Origin of the sequence: Streptomyces sp. NPDC097595 (genome assembly GCF_044761525.1) — a bacterium.
In the GTDB taxonomy this organism is placed as follows: domain Bacteria; phylum Actinomycetota; class Actinomycetes; order Streptomycetales; family Streptomycetaceae; genus Streptomyces; species Streptomyces drozdowiczii_A.
The window spans coordinates 134,166-148,078 of the sequence record NZ_JBIWCN010000017.1; the positions used below are offsets into that span (position 1 = coordinate 134,166).

Genomic DNA, 13,913 nt, shown 5'->3' on the forward strand with positions numbered 1-13,913 from the left:
GTCGGCGTGCGAAACCCTGCTGGCACGCGGGGGCGGTCGCCTGATGGGCGCTTCTAAACAGCCCCCTCTGTCGGGACCGGGATGAAGTAGCAGCGCTGCGGGTTGTCGTCCTGGTACTTCTTCACCAGGAACCCCTTCTTGACCAGGGCATCCAATACGGCGCGGGCACGATTGTGGGCCTTCTGGTCGGCTACGGCTTCCTGGCCCTCCAGCTGAGCCACCAGCAGCTTGGGGGTCCACTGTTGGCTGGGCGCGTCGTTGATGATCTGCAGGACCTGGATGCCACGCGGGCCGAGCTGCGCAGCCGGCACATCAACTGTGGCGGCGTGAGCACTTTCCTGGACCGGCGGGGTGCCTGCCGTCTCCTTCTCTGTGGGACTGGCCGACGCATCGGCACCGCTGGCGGTGTCCTCCCGACCGGAATCGGCGGCATCTGCGCTTCGGGCTGTTCCCTGGCGCTGTCCGCTACGGAGGGCGACCCCCGCCCGTGCTGCCGAGAGGAGGATCTCCCGTACGCGCTCAGCCTCTTCGCGAGTGCCCACCGTCTCTTGCCTCTGGGAACGCACGACCCCAATCTCGGAATTCAGAACGGCAACTCCCGACACCAGACGGGCAAGCTGGACGTCGCATTCGGCTTCCTTGGAATGACACTGATGGATCAGAACGTCCATGTCCGCCACTACCCAGTTGGGGTCGGCCGCGGCGGCACCGTCGGTGGGATGCATGGCGATCACCCTAGGGCCTAGTCGGCTCGGGAGCGCCCGATCTGACCCCAGCCGGGCTCATATGTCAGGAGCGCAAGGCGTGTTAGGCCTCAGCTCCTCAAGTCCTTGAACACAGGCGGCCTGTGGTCTCCTGCCCCTCGCGCAACGGCTCTTAAGAGTTGTTGTGAGACCAGCCAGGCGCGCACCAAACGCGATCTCAGCCCGGGCTCTGAGCGCCACTGCGGAGAGGACGGATGCCCTCAGTTTCCTTAGGGAGGAGGCGAGCTAGCACCCAGACTCGGCAGCCGAGCCGACGACTTCGGCCGCGATGCCGCGGTAGCCGGAACTCACGCACCAGACAGCGGCAACAGCTCGTGACCGTCGTGCGCGAAGGGGCATGATTCGCAGGCTGAGAAACCTCATTCCGGCCGACTGGCAGGCCGTCGCCAGCCTCACAAATCTTCCGTTCACCCATACGAGCGGCACGAGGGAACGCAGGTGACAGAGCAAGCGCACGCGCCCTGAACGCACCAGGCGTACACCGCTCCTGCGGTCGAAGCCCTCACCACAGCCGACAGCCATCGGGACCCCCAGCACCGCAGGATCTGGCCCGCCTCCGGCGACGCCCACCACCCCACACCCGGTGGCGCCCTCTGGAAGACGCGGGGCGCGGCAATGCTCCGGTTCTGCCGGCGGAACTGCCCGCCATCGTCGAGGGATACTGGGACGGCTGGCTTCCCGACGGGCCTCTCACCACCGACTGGGACTGAACCGACCGCCCGCGCTGCCGCTCATCCTTCTCGCCGCGACGACCCGGCACGGCGCCCCGGTCACCATTTCGGGGGACCGCCACCCTTCCCGCTTGGGAGCGTGCACCGGCGGGGCTACCGTCAGGACCGTGGCACACCAAGATTCCGGATCCGGCTCGACAGCAGCTGCGGACATCGCCTTCCTCAAGGAGGAATGGAGCCGCCGGCGCACCAGGGCCTGCGAAGAACTGGACTATTACGACACGCTCCTGCAATCGGTCCAGGACATCGAAGACGTCAAAACTCTGTGGGAACAGCTCGCCACCGGCCCCGTCCTCCACCCCCTCTTCCTGCCCGCACGGCACGAACCCCCTGCAGCCGCCCCCGGCCCCGCACCTGGCGAGCCGACGGCCGAACAGGTTCTCGCACTGATGCGGCAGGCCCCCCCGCCTGTGGCGCGCCAAGGACATCGCCTCCGCCCTCTCTCACCCTTCCCCGGCCACCGTGCGGCACCTTTGCCGGTCGCTGGTGCACGAGGGTGTCCTCGAAGAAGTTCGCCGCGAGGGGCGCCACCTCCTCTTCAGGATTCCCGCCCCAGCCGGTTCCGTTCCTTCTCCCTGAACCAGCCGTGGCTGTGCTTCTGGGAGGTCCGACGTTCCCAGGTGTAGATCATCTTCAACGGTTCGGCGGCGACGTCGACGAGTGCGGTGGGTCGATGGGGCTCCCGCGGCCACGAAGCCGCCCAGAATGCCAGCGGGCGCAAGCGGCACCTGGTCGTGGGCACCAAGGACCTGGCGTCGTTCGACGTGGGCACCCGGGCAGATGCCACCGACCGCGGCCAGGAAGTTCTGTCCCGCTGCGGCTGATGAACCCCGGGATCACCATCGTCCGGGCCGAGTCCGCCTGCCCCGGGCAGCTCGTAACCTGGGCCAGGACCCACCTGAACCGCGATCAAGACCATCAGCCGTCTGGCTTCGTCGTCCCGCCCCGGCACTGGGTCGTTGAACGCTCACACGCCTGGGATGTGCGCGCCCGCCGACATGCCCGCGACTGCACACGCGTCGTCCAGCGCTCGGAATCACTCACCATCTCTTGCGAAACCTTTCGGGGACTGACCTGGCGACGGTCGCGGTCACCGCCGCTCGGAAGCCACTCGGATCTCCGGGGCAAGTCTTCTCATCACCGGCAAAAGGCCGTCAGGCGACCGCTGGTATCGCCGCCGGGGCCCCGAGCCCTCGTTCGGGCCTTGCGTGAGCACGTGCCCGGCCGAGCCGTTTCCCGTGCGGCACCCCCGACGTCCACCTCACCGACGCGGGCCGCGCCGCGATCCACCGCCTCAAGAAGCTGCGTTTGGACCGCGCCGCCTGCCTCCACTACATCATGGACGCCTTCCACCGGTGGCTGTTCGACACCGCCGGCGACCGGAAGCCCATCAGCCCGGTGCTGTTTCTCGCCACGCCCGCCGCCTACTTCGCCGGGTCCGAGACCACCGGCACCGAGCGCTCGCCCACCTGGCACAGCACAAACTGATCGAAGAGATCGACACCGAGCCGCCTACCGTCGCCATCACACCCCAGGGCGTCAGCTCTGCCCTGACCGGAGGAAGCGCGCAGGACCACGTGAACCAGCCCCGCCCCGGCGTCACCTACAACAACTTCATGCCGAACGCCAAGGGCCTCATCATCGGCGAGCAGCAGCACTTCCAGGGCCGCAGGGTCTGGAACGACGAACGCGAAGCCCGCCTGGGCCTCTTCCGCTGGCTCCACCGCTACAACAGCCCGACGCCACTCCCGCCTCGGACACCGCAGTCCGATCGCCTACGAGCGAGCACCCCAAACAACATCAACTACGCTGGCCGAAGCCGCATAACCCGTGTTCAGGATCAGGGGTCAGGGCCCGACCGCACCTGCCCCGAACCCCCACTGAATACCTCGCCTCGAATCTCACATCAGTCGGCCCACTCATGGCGGGGGCGACGGGTGCGCCACCAGCGGGCGTCGGCGGGCACGGCAGGGTCTTCCTTCGTGAGTTCACGGAAGAGCGCGTCGACCTCAGCGGTGGCTGCGGCGAGAACCACACGTTCCGCCTCCGGGGACACGGCGAGCTCGTGCTCGAGTTCGTCCCGCGCCCTCATGTCCTCTGAGTACAGCTCCAGCAAGTAGCGTCCGGCCGGCGGCCAGCCGGACGCCATGCGTCGAACCAGCCGCTCCCAGATAGTCAGCGAGACCACGGCGGGACCGTCGATGTCGAGCGTCGCCGCAAGTGGGGTCGGAATCGGCGCTTCGCGGAGAACCTCCGCGAGCGGCGTTACCGCAGCGTAGGGGAAGGCCAGAGACGGGGCCTCGACGGCGTCGACCGTGTACACCGGCGGCTCATCCTCGGAGGCGAGCAGCCGGATCCGGACCGCAGCGACCCCGGGCTCCGACAGCCAGTATGTCGACGGATCGACACGGTCATCCGGGTACAGTACCCCCGCCCCGGTCCGCTCGGCGAGCGCCGCGGCCAACCTGGGCTCGCCTGACGAGCAGTTGGCGCCCTCCTCGTCCCGCACGTACACGTCGAGGCTCATCGCAACATCCCCGCGCAGGTAGTGGTACGTGCACAAGGCATCAGCCTTCCAGTCACGGGCGTCCTGGTCGCCGCCCTCATGGCACACATCCACCCGCCCGCCCGGCACCTCGACCGCGTCGGCAAACGCCGCAGAGAGGACGGCTGGATCAAGACGTCGGCTGATTAAGAGGTTCGCGATCACTCCGTGTACGTTCCTTCCCAGATCTTCCTGGCCTTCTCGACTGCTGCGGGGCTGCTCTTGAACTTCGGGTTCATCTCCAGCTGCTTCAAGGACTTCGGGTCGCCCTTCGCGATCAGCTGCAGCGCCGAGTACTCGACGCGATCCAGGTTGACGAAGCCAGGCCCGTCCTTCGGGAAGACCGTACCGTTCGGTTTCACCTCGTACGTACGACCGTTGACGCTGTACGTGTTGCCGTCCGGGAGTAGTTCGGCCTTGCCTTCGGCAATGGCCTTGATGTTGGGGGCGACGGTCTTCTCCTGACCACGGAGGATCACGGTATTCTTCTCCTTGATCTCACCACTCTTCGCGCCGCTGACGGTGTGTCGCGCGCTCGGCCGCTTGAGGATCTTGCCCGCAGCAGGGCCTCTGACATCGTCGCCCACCTGCCACTCGCAGTCGTTGTTGTGAACGAGTGCGGAGGCCGTGCCGATCCCCACATAGAAGCTGTGCAGGCCGTCAACGGTCAGGTCGTGGGTAGTCTGGCGCTGGGTGTACCGGCTCACCGCCGCAACCTGGAGGGTCGAACCGGAGGGCAGGCGGAGCAGGTCGCCGGCCTCGATCTCACCGGCGTCGGTCCAGCGGCGCTTGTTGACCAGCCAGAACGGATGCGTGTCCGTGGCGGTGACCGTGCCAGCAGGCGTTGTCAGGCGGGTGAAGTCCTTGTCGCCGTGCGTGGTGAACGTACGGGTGACTGTGCGCAGCGTCGTCAGACCGGTGACCGGGTCGGTCGCGAGGACCTCGTCGCCGAGACGGACGGACTCGATCGAGAAGGACAGACTGCCAGCGGCGAGGACCCGGGTCCCGGAAGGAAAGCTGTGCGGCGTGGCACAGCTCGCGGCGTCCCGTTCCGACTTCGCCTGGCTGGCGAGCTTCTCCGCTTCGACCTTGGCGAGGGCGCTGGCGTCGATGAAGGTGTTGGCCCGTACGGGGTAGCTGAGGGTGACCTTGCAGCTACAAGCCTGGGCTCTGGCATTGGCCTGCGCCTTGTTGCGGGCTGAGACCGAGGCGTAGAGCGGTCCGGCTCCGGGGTTGGAGCACTTCAGCGTGCCTGAGACTTTGTTGCCCTGGACGGGGAAGGTGCGCTGTGGGCTGGTGCACTGGCCGGCGGGTTTGCCGTCGATGGAGAAGGTGGCGCTCATCACGGCGGTGACCTCGCCTTTGGTGACGCGTTCCTTCCGTGCGATGGAGCTGACTTCGCCGCTGAAGTTCTGGGTGGCAGTGCAGCCCGACGAGTTGCAGTCCATCTCGCCGGAGCCGTCCATGGTGAAGTTGATGCCGTGGTCGGTCGCGTCCTTGAGCTGGGCGGCGTACTTGACCAGGGTGTCGAACATCTTGTCGGCGGCGTCGGCGAGGATGGGAGTCAGGTCCATTCCCTCGCCGTCGCCGGACTCCAGCGGCCCGGTGGTCACCTTCGGGGGTGCTGTCAGCTCCTCTCCGTTCTCCAGCTGATCCTTCATGTCGGAGAGGCCTTCGCGAAGGTCATAGGCCTCCAGCCTCAACACCCGGTGCGGCTTCTTCTTCGTCACCAGCAAGCGTCCGGCCGAAGTATCGATGCCGAGCGCAGGCGTTCCGTTGACGCTCAACGGCTGCTGGTCAGCCGCTGTCTTCGACTCGCTCGACGTCGGCGGTGACTTCTCCAAGTCAGTCAGGGCCTTGGCCAGTACGGCCGCCAGCTTCGGCGGGGCGATGGTGCGGGCCAGCGCCTCGTCCATGAGACCGGAGCCGTCGTTCAGCCCCACCATCCACTCACTGGGCGAAGCCTTCTCGCCCGCCGCAACGTCTTCCCTGGGGGAGGGGTCGACATGCCACCGCATGAACGTCTTGCCGCCGATGCGCAGCACGTCCTCGGCGTTGTCGTCCTTGCCGGTGCTGTTCCGGCCAGAGGAGGTGGTGCCGAACTGACTGCCGCTGGCGGTGACGGTGATCTCGTTCTCGGTGATGCCGAGAAACGAGGTGTCCTTGTAGCGCAGGCCAGGGGCGTTGGCCAGGTCGTCAACAGCCTCCTTGAACGGCTTGAGGTTCCGTTGGGCCGCCTGCACCTCATCAGAGTCGGAAGACGAGAAGGTCAGAGACAAGAGTCCGGCCACCAGCGCCACGATGACCAGACCGACAAGGCCGGCCAATGATACTCGTTGACGTCCAGTCAGAGCCTGGATCCGTGCCACCCACGGTCTGCTGGACGGTCGGCTGCCGGGCATCGGAGGCTGAGTGGGGGGCCCGGGCGTGGCAGGGGCATGTGGTGCCGACGGAGCGGCGGTCCGTGATGGCGCCGGACGTGGGGGGCTGGGCGGTGTGGTGGTATTGGTGGGCGGTTTCGGCACCGAGGGGGCCGGCTTGCCCAGTGGCGGTGGTGTGGGGCGGGGTGTCTGTTGCCATGTGGCCGGTTGTGTGTCGTCGGCTCGTTGTTCTGCAGGCCTGGTCCAGTAGTGGTTGGGCTCCACGGCGAATCCTGTTCTTTTGGGGTGTTCGTGGCATGGGAGCCTGGTGACGGCCGGAGACGCAGGTGTCGCCTTGCAGGGAATGGGCAGCCGCCGGTCTCAGGCGACACTTGCGCAGATGGTGTCCTGGCCGTCGTGGACTCTCCAGGTGTAGTCCAGGCCGCAGTCGCCCTCGGTGCCCTCCCCCACCACGGTGATCTGCATGATGAAGCCGTACTCCACCGGCACCTTGCTCGCGTCGCAGTCCCAGACCGTCATCAGGCCCGCGCCTCCCGGCTTGCCCTCCGACTCTTTGGCGAGGAAGCAGGTTCCCTCCTGGAACTGCCTCTCCAGGCACAGAGTGGTGGTCGTGGCGTCGTCGTTCACATGGGACCAGGCGGAACTGTCCGCTCCGTCCTCGCACGCGTCGGAGTCGTCGGTCACGTCGGTCACGCTGACGTAGGCGGTCGTCCAGTCGCACGGCACGGTGTCCGGTTCGTCCTCGCTCCATTCGCCGTATCCGTCGTCGTGGACGTTGAGGCAGTCTCCGGGGCTTACGTCCGCGAACGCCTCGTCGAGGGGGTCGGGCTCCTCGGGCGTGGGCGTTTCGTAGGAGTCGTCCTCCGAACCGTCGTTGCCGCCGGTGCTGGTGCCACCGTCGGAGGACTCGTAGCTGGGCTCGGGTGGGGTGTATGTGTCCTCGGAGATGGTGGGCTGAGACGAAGCATTTTCAGCGGAGTCGGAATCGTTCTGCGCAACCCCGACAATGACGAGGAGCAAAAGCAGGCCGGCGGCGGCAAGAGCGCCTGCGGTCTCTTTGAGGGACGACCAGTTGATACGGACTGGGGACGCCGCCGGTGTGGGTGCGGTACCCGGAGCGCTGCTGGTCGAGGAGGTGCTGTTGGGACGGGGCCTGTTCCGGCCAACGGTGGCTGCGGCAGGGGTGGTGGAAGCCACGTGGCTGGTCGCGGTGAGTTGCTCGGCCCATGTGCTCGGGGTGGGTCTGTGAGCCGGATCGGGGTCAAGGCTTGTGCGGGCCAGGTCGGCGAGTTGCGGGCTGATGGCAGCCAGTGCGGCGGGGTCGGTGGTGGTCTGGTCGCGGGCGAAGAGCCGGATGGCGAGCAGGGCAAACTTGTAGCTGTCGCTGGCGATGGTGGCCTTGTCCTCACCAGCGGGGACTTGCCAGTCGGGTGTTTCGGCCTGTGGGAGGGCGGTGGCGCCGTGCAGGCGCATTGCGTCGCAGTCGATGAGGAAGCACTGAGGTGCCGGATCGGTGGTGAACAGCAGGTTCTTGGGTGAGAGATCACCGACGGCAATACCGATGCGGTGAAGCCGGCTGAGGGTGACTGCGAGGTCGGCCAGGAGCAGGACCCGGTCGCGGTCGCTGATGCTGAGGCCGATGCCGGCGATGTAGCTGTCGGTGTTGAGCAGGTACTCCAGGTTGGCCAGTCGCCGGGAAGCCGGGGATGTGCTGGTGAGGCTCTTGAGAGTGAACTGGAAGCGGTCGGGCACCAGGCGCATGAGCAGCCCGCAGGTCTGGCCGTTGCGCTGGACCACCGCGGCAGGCCAGGCCGTGCTGTCGCACAGCCACCGGCCCTCCGTGGCGCCCAGCGTGCGGGGCAGGTCCACCTGTGCCGCCAGCGCCGCGGCGTCCAGCTCGGCCAGGATCGTGGGGGAGTACTCCTTGTAGGCCACTTCCCAGCCGCCGCCGGCACTCTTGTTGATCTTCTTGTTGGTGACCTCGTGCACCGTGCCCTGCCCGCCTTGGCCGAGCCTGCGCCCCAGGGCGAGCGTGCTGTATTCGACGGCGGGTGTGGAGTCGGGTGTCGCGTTCACGTCGGTACGTCTCCGGGGTGTGGCCAGATCGCCAGCAACGTGCGGTCGTCGTCGAAGGTTTCCCTGGAGAAGTCGAGGAGGTGTGCCAGCCATGCCGGGGATGTCGGTGCGGTCAGGTGGTGGGCGAAGAGGGTGCCGACCAGGCCGTCGCCGTCGCCGAGCGGATCCGCGAAGCCGTCGGTGCCTACCAGCAGGACCTGGCCGGGCTCCAGCCGCACCCTGGTGGCCTCCAGCACATCGGGGACGTGAGGAAGCGGAATGACCTCGTTCGAAACCAGCAAGGTGTCGGAGCCGGTCTTGGAACTGAACAGCGGCCGGAATCGCTTCAGAGGCTGCTCCAGTACCCAGGCCGTCGAATCCGCGATCCGGACGAGTTCGGCCGTGGGGCCTTCCGGGCCGGGGCGTACGACGCCGGCCACCAGCGTCGTGGCGTAAAGGCCTGCCACCTCGCCCGGCTCTGGTTCTCTGCCCTCCAGGCGCCACAGAGCCAGCTCGCGAAGCCGTTCGGCGGCGTACCGTGTCACGTCCTGGAAGTCGAGCGTTTCCCCACCCGACGACAAGAGGTGCAGCATGCGTTCCATCGCGGCCTTGCATGCCTCCACGGCCCCGAGTTCCGCATTCGCGGCACTGGACACCCCGTCTGCGACAGCGAACGCGATGCTCCCGGTGGCCTCGTGGACTGCGGCACGCGCCGAGTCCTGGCGGGGCTGGCGGTAGTAGCGGTGCTTGGAGCCGCGCACCGATGCGAAGCGCAGGCAGAGAGCCGGCGTCGACCAGCCGTCGCACTCGGTATCAGGGAAGTCGTAGGCGTACTGACCCGGCGGCCGGGCCTCGAACGCAGGGCCCGGCGTCCCCACGGTGACCTGCTGCCACGGCACGGCCCGGACGGCGGAGGACGGGATGGGCGGAGCGGGCGCCGCCGGCTGGTGACCGTGCACGGGTGCGTCCATCATCCGACCTCGTCGATCGCCATGCTGAACTGGTCCGGGCGGTTCACCACGAGCTCCGGAACGCCCGAACCCAGCGCGTGGCCGGAGGCGACAAGGCTCGCGGTGAGAGCGTGGAAGAACTCGGCGACCGCCTGACCGATGTCGGTTCCGGGCTTGGCCACGAACGCGAACTCCGGCCGGGTGGCCACTTCCACCATTGTGGAAGCCCGGGCGTCACCGATGCCGCAGGCCACGATGTTCGGGGCGGTCGGCGTCGCAGCCCGGTCGGTGAGCCGGCCGTGCGGCTGCTGCCAGGCCCCCTTGTCCGTCGGCTGCCCGTCGCTGAGGAAGAACACCACCGGCCGGTGCACCTTGTAGCCCTCACTGCGCAGCCACCGGACGTCCGCCGGGATCCTGGTCAGCAGGTCCTCGAAGGCCGCCTCGTAGCTGGTCAGGCCCCGGATCTCGATCTTGGGCAGACTGGTCTCGTGGCGCATGTCGGCCACCGCCAGGCGTACCTGCACGTCGTCGGAGAATCCCAGTACCGCCAGCCGCAGTTTGGCCGCGACCATGGGCTCGGCCCGCAGCCCCTCGCACAGCGAGTTCAGGCCGCTGGAAAGATCTCCCTCGTACGGGGCCATCGACCCCGATTCGTCGGCCATCACATAGGCCGGCAGCAGTACACCCTTGGTTTCCGCCATGTGCACGTTCCTCGCTTCCGTTCCGCACGTCGCATCGCGATGGCCTGATTCCGGCCAACCAGCTGCTGACGGCTGGGACTTGCCTCATTTGCGCGCCGACCGCAGGTGCCGCAGCGATACCCTTCCCAGGAAAAGGCGATCTTGCGGACACCCAGGTGCCGGGGCCGTCCGGCGCGAACAGGCCGAGCAGAACGGGGACGCAAGACCCACTTGTGGCCTTCCGTCCCCGACCCGAACTGCCGGGGGATGCCGTGCCGAACTCCGCTGCACACAGGTGACGTCACCTCCGGCCCTGCGCGGACTCGCCAACCATGACCGCAGGTGTTTCTGCGCGGATGAAATTTTGATGATGTGCGAGGTGGCATGAGGGGCAGCCAGGGGACCCCGACTGACGGCGGGGCACCGGAACGGCTTCGAATCGACGTACTCGGCCCGCTCTGCGTACGCCGCGGTACAACAGCACTGGACGTCGGCCCCGTGCGAAGGCAGGCCGTGCTGGTGGCTCTGGTTCTGGGCCGGAGCGGGCCGGTCAGCTACGAGCAACTGCTCGACGATGTATGGGGCACACATCCGCCGGAAACCGGCCACCGCGTACTTCCCAGCTACGTCTTCGCGTTGCGCAAAGCGCTCGACCCGCAAGGAACCAGGCCGGGAACTTCGGTGATCCGGGGCGGCAGCGGCGGATACCGCTTCGTCCTCGACGACCTCGAAGGTGACACCGCCGAACTGGAGGCGCATGCCCAGGCGGCGCGCCGGGCGAAAGAGGCGGGCGACCTGGCCACAGCCACCGACAGGTTCACAGCTGCGCTCGCCCTGTTCCGGGGAGAGCCTCTGGCCGGGCTGCCCGGCCCGTTCGCCCGGGGCGAGCGGCAGCGGCTGACGGAACGCCGCGTCGCGCTCCAGGTGGGAAGACTGGAGTGCCTGGTCGGGCTCGGACGCGCCGGCGAAACCCTCGACGCGCTGGCCGTGCTCACGGGCGCCGACCCACTCAACGAACCACTGCTGGCCTTGCGGATGCGAGCCCTGTACGCGGCCGATCGGCAAGGCGATGCGCTGAGGGCCTTCGCCGACATGCGCGTACGCCTCGCCGACGAACTGGGCGTCGATCCCGGCCCGCAACTCCAGCGCGTTCATCAGGCGGTTCTGCGGCGTGAGGAGACTTTCCTCCTCGGTACAGCGCCGATCCGCCCCGGCCGTGTCCGGCGGCCGGTGAACGAACTGCCCGGCGCCGTCGGGCGCATCGACGGACGCGCACGCGAACTGGACCTGCTGACCGCACCGGCACCAAGCGACACGGTGTCTCTCACGACCGTCGACGGCACCGCGGGCGTCGGCAAAACCACGCTCGCCCTCCACGCCGCCCACCAACTGCGCGCCGACTTCCCGGACGGTTGCCTCTACGCTGATCTGCGGGCACACAGCGAAGACCAGCAGAGCCTGACACCACAACGAGTCCTGCGCAGACTGCTCCGGTCCCTGGGCGAACCCAACACCGAAACGCTGAGCGACCTCGACGAGCTCACAGCGGCGTGGCGCACCGCCACAAGTTCACTAAGGCTCCTGCTGGTCCTGGACGACGTCGCGAACGCACGGCAGGCCGCCCCGCTGCTTCCGGCCGGGCCGGGTTGCCGTGTACTGATCACCAGCCGCCGCCGCCTGGTCGAACTCGACGCAGACATCAGGATCACCCTGGAACCGCTGGAGGTCGGCGGTTCGGTATCACTGCTGCGACACCTGGTGGGCGAGGAACGCGCGGACAAAGAGCCAGAGGCAATGGGCGAACTGGCCCGGCTCTGCGACGGCCTGCCACTGGCACTGCGGATCATCGGGGCACGGCTGCAGACCCGGCCCACGTGGACACCCGCGTTCCTGGTGCAACGGTTGGCCGGGGACGAAGGCCGGCTCGCCGAACTCAGCGCCGGGGAACGCAGCGTCGAAGCAGCCTTCAGCCTCTCCTACGACCAGCTCCCTCAACGGCTGCAACGCGCATTCCGGGTCCTGGGACTCGTTCCGACGGCCGAGTTCGACAAACTGGCCTCTGCGGCCATGCTGGGCTGCCCACCCTTCGAAGCGGAGAACGTACTGGAGGACCTCGTCGACGTCAGCCTCCTTCAACAGCCCGGGCCAGGCCGCTACCGCTTCCACGACCTGGTCCGGGCACACGCACGTCGCCTCGCCCGGGCCACGCCCGAGGAACATTCCCCGGCACGCACCGCACTGCTCCGCCTCTACCTGGACGCCGGCCGCCTCGCCAGCGACTGGGGACCCAGCGGATTCCCCACGGGTCCGCAGCCCGCCAGCACCCTGTTCGCGGACTGGCAACACGCCGAGCGATGGCTGGACGCGGCAGGCACCGAGCTGCCCGACGTCGTCGCGCACGCCGCCGCGCTGGGCGAGGCCGACCACGCCTGCTGGATCGCCGAGGCACTCACCGACTACTTCCTGCGCCGAGGCCAGTACCACGAGTGCCGGACCACCCTTGAGACGGCACTTCTCTGCGCCGATGAAGCGACCGACCGGCGGATGGTTCCCGCTCTGCGAAGCGGAATCGGAATGATCGACTTCTACCAGGGCCGGCCAGCGGAAGGTCACACATGGTTCACCACGGCCCTGGAGCTCAGCCGTCAGCACGGCGACAAACGTGAAGAGGCCCGCGCCCTGACCGGATTGGGAGCCGTCGCCTTCAACTTGGGACGGGGAGAAGAAGCTCTTCCTCAATTGACCGAGGCCTTGAACCTGTCCGAGAAGGCAGGCGACAGCTGGCTCACCAGCATGATTCTCAGCCTGCTCGGCACGGTCCATCAGTACCACGGACGTATCGAAGCCGCCCTGGACTGCTTCGGCTTGGTCTACACCCACGCCGAGACCAGCGGCAGACCCAACCTGCTGAGCCAGGCCCTGCTCTGCATCGGGGACGTACACCTCAGCCAAGACCGCCACCGCGAGGCGTACGGAATGTTCCGCCGCGCACTTGATCTGGTCGAACAGAGCGCGCCCACCTTCCAGCAGGCATTCCTGCTGACCCGGCTCGGCACCGCCCAGGAAACCAATGACCTCGACACAGCCCTGTCCCTCCACCACGAAGCCCTGGCTCTTCACGAACAACTCGATCCCCTGAAAGAACCGCATTACAACCGGCTGGAGATGGACATCCGCTGCCGACTCGGCCAGACATACGCCACCGCAGGCCGCCTCCGCGAAGGACGTGAACAGTTCCTGGCCGCGCTCGCCATCCCCGGAGCCGAATCACATCCCTTCGAGTACGCACGGGCAAAAGCTGGCCTGGCAACCTGCCAAACCACCTGACCCCGACGACCTGACGAAGAGGCGGAATAGGATGATTTGCGCACCGTCGTGAGACGGGTGGGTAGAAGGCAGGATGGCTCGCCCTGCTCGTCTGGTGGGCGCGGTATGTGGACCGGACCGCGCCGGCCGTCCGGGCGGCGCGCGGGGTCAGGTGGCGGCGGACGGCGGAGTGAGGGAGGTGAACAGGGCCTGACAAGTGTTCATCAGCCCCACGAAACGGTCGGTGGGTAGTGCCGCGAGCTCGTCGTCCGGCATCGCCATGAGCGCGTCGAAGGCGGCCGCCCCGTACGCTCGTGCCCTGGTTCGGGTGGGTCCCCGGTGCGGTGATCAGCTCGTTTTCACGGCGCTGACGGCCCACATGCGCGGTGGTGGTGTCGGTCTTGGGCCCCCGAGTCGTCGATGAAGATTACCCCGCCCTGGTGAGGAGCGGTCGCCTCCTGCGTGCGCAGCAGCTCAAGGTGCCGGTAATTGACCCGGTCG

Annotated in this window: 8 protein-coding genes; 2 read left to right on the forward strand and 6 right to left on the reverse strand. The window is 67.6% G+C overall.

The genetic code is table 11. The annotated features are described in order from the left end of the window. Positions 1-53 precede the first annotated feature (53 nt). The gene (locus ACIQZN_RS25055) at positions 54-725 is read right to left on the reverse strand and encodes a hypothetical protein (RefSeq protein WP_403997964.1); all 672 of its coding nucleotides are present in this window, start codon (positions 723-725) and stop codon (positions 54-56) included. Between the two features lie 2,078 nt (positions 726-2,803). Here ACIQZN_RS25055 and ACIQZN_RS25060 point away from each other — a divergent pair. Beyond that, a complete protein-coding gene (locus tag ACIQZN_RS25060; protein WP_403997967.1) occupies positions 2,804-2,983 on the forward strand; it encodes a hypothetical protein in 180 nt (59 codons plus the stop codon). Positions 2,984-3,401: 418 nt separating this feature from the next. On the opposite strand, the gene ACIQZN_RS25065 is transcribed toward ACIQZN_RS25060, so the two are convergent. The 5 genes from ACIQZN_RS25065 to ACIQZN_RS25085 form a co-directional block, all read right to left on the reverse strand. After that, a complete protein-coding gene (locus tag ACIQZN_RS25065; protein WP_403997970.1) occupies positions 3,402-4,205 on the reverse strand; it encodes a hypothetical protein in 804 nt (267 codons plus the stop codon). Beyond that, positions 4,202-6,367 (reverse strand): Hint domain-containing protein, encoded by a 2,166-nt coding sequence (locus ACIQZN_RS25070; RefSeq protein ID WP_403997973.1) that lies wholly within the window; start codon positions 6,365-6,367, stop codon positions 4,202-4,204. The genes ACIQZN_RS25065 and ACIQZN_RS25070 overlap by 4 nt, the downstream gene beginning before the upstream one ends. Before the next feature lie 414 nt (positions 6,368-6,781). Beyond that, positions 6,782-8,497 carry a hypothetical protein gene (locus ACIQZN_RS25075; protein WP_403997976.1) on the reverse strand — a complete coding sequence of 572 codons (1,716 nt, stop codon included), beginning with the start codon at positions 8,495-8,497 and terminating at the stop codon, positions 6,782-6,784. Next, positions 8,494-9,450, reverse strand: coding sequence for a protein phosphatase 2C domain-containing protein (locus ACIQZN_RS25080; protein ID WP_403997978.1), 957 nt, complete (start codon positions 9,448-9,450; stop codon positions 8,494-8,496). The genes ACIQZN_RS25075 and ACIQZN_RS25080 overlap by 4 nt, the downstream gene beginning before the upstream one ends. Further along, positions 9,447-10,127 (reverse strand): hypothetical protein, encoded by a 681-nt coding sequence (locus ACIQZN_RS25085; protein WP_403997981.1) that lies wholly within the window; start codon positions 10,125-10,127, stop codon positions 9,447-9,449. The genes ACIQZN_RS25080 and ACIQZN_RS25085 overlap by 4 nt, the downstream gene beginning before the upstream one ends. A 498-nt stretch (positions 10,128-10,625) precedes the next feature. On the opposite strand from ACIQZN_RS25085, the gene ACIQZN_RS25090 reads away from it, so the two are divergent. Beyond that, entirely contained in the window at positions 10,626-13,433 is a 2,808-nt protein-coding gene (locus ACIQZN_RS25090; protein WP_403997984.1) for a BTAD domain-containing putative transcriptional regulator, read from the forward strand. The last annotated feature ends 480 nt before the right edge of the window (positions 13,434-13,913 follow it).

What these genes read in the sequence shown, in the direction of transcription:
- ACIQZN_RS25080 (WP_403997978.1), bottom strand. Translation starts at nt 9,450, where the DNA reads ATGATGGACGCACCCGTGCACGGTCACCAGCCGGCGGCGCCCGCTCCG.
- ACIQZN_RS25055 (WP_403997964.1), bottom strand. Translation starts at nt 725, where the DNA reads ATGCATCCCACCGACGGTGCCGCCGCGGCCGACCCCAACTGGGTAGTG.
- ACIQZN_RS25085 (WP_403997981.1), bottom strand. Translation starts at nt 10,127, where the DNA reads ATGGCGGAAACCAAGGGTGTACTGCTGCCGGCCTATGTGATGGCCGAC.